This is a genomic window from Streptomyces sp. NPDC088553 (assembly GCF_044752965.1).
Classification (GTDB): Bacteria; Actinomycetota; Actinomycetes; order Streptomycetales; family Streptomycetaceae; genus Streptomyces.
Genome location: NZ_JBIVMG010000020.1, coordinates 3,958 through 5,156, shown reverse-complemented (window position 1 = coordinate 5,156; position 1,199 = coordinate 3,958). Strand labels below are relative to the sequence as shown.

The 1,199-nt window shown below is 56.3% G+C and carries 1 rRNA gene (running past one end of the window); it reads right to left on the bottom strand.

Annotated elements, in window-relative coordinates:
• Positions 1-32 precede the first annotated feature (32 nt).
• A 23S ribosomal RNA gene (locus tag ACIP8Z_RS37570) occupies positions 33-1,199 on the bottom strand (it continues 2,051 nt past the right edge of the window).

Sequence of the window (1,199 nt, the reverse complement as noted above, 5' to 3'; positions counted from 1 at the left end):
CTTCAGAACTAACACAGTGGACGCGAGCAACTGAGGACAAGCCCTCGGCCTATTAGTACCGGTCAGCTCCACCCATTACTGGGCTTCCACATCCGGCCTATCAACCCAGTCGTCTACTGGGAGCCTTACCCTCTCAAGGAGGTGGGAATACTCATCTCGAAGCAGGCTTCCCGCTTAGATGCTTTCAGCGGTTATCCCTCCCGAACGTAGCCAACCAGCCATGCCCTTGGCAGGACAACTGGCACACCAGAGGTTCGTCCGTCCCGGTCCTCTCGTACTAGGGACAGCCCTTCTCAATATTCCTACGCGCACAGCGGATAGGGACCGAACTGTCTCACGACGTTCTAAACCCAGCTCGCGTACCGCTTTAATGGGCGAACAGCCCAACCCTTGGGACCGACTCCAGCCCCAGGATGCGACGAGCCGACATCGAGGTGCCAAACCATCCCGTCGATATGGACTCTTGGGGAAGATCAGCCTGTTATCCCCGGGGTACCTTTTATCCGTTGAGCGACGGCGCTTCCACAAGCCACCGCCGGATCACTAGTCCCGACTTTCGTCCCTGCTCGACCCGTCGGTCTCACAGTCAAGCTCCCTTGTGCACTTACACTCAACACCTGATTGCCAACCAGGCTGAGGGAACCTTTGGGCGCCTCCGTTACCCTTTGGGAGGCAACCGCCCCAGTTAAACTACCCATCAGACACTGTCCCTGATCCGGATCACGGACCGAGGTTAGACATCCAGCACGACCAGAGTGGTATTTCAACGGCGACTCCACCATGACTGGCGTCACGGCTTCAAAGTCTCCCACCTATCCTACACAAGCCGAACCGAACACCAATATCAAACTGTAGTAAAGGTCCCGGGGTCTTTCCGTCCTGCTGCGCGAAACGAGCATCTTTACTCGTAGTGCAATTTCACCGGGCCTATGGTTGAGACAGTCGAGAAGTCGTTACGCCATTCGTGCAGGTCGGAACTTACCCGACAAGGAATTTCGCTACCTTAGGATGGTTATAGTTACCACCGCCGTTTACTGGCGCTTAAGTTCTCAGCTTCGCCCTGTCGAAACAGAGCTAACCGGTCCCCTTAACGTTCCAGCACCGGGCAGGCGTCAGTCCGTATACATCGCCTTACGGCTTCGCACGGACCTGTGTTTTTAGTAAACAGTCGCTTCTCGCTGGTCTCTGCGGCCACCCCC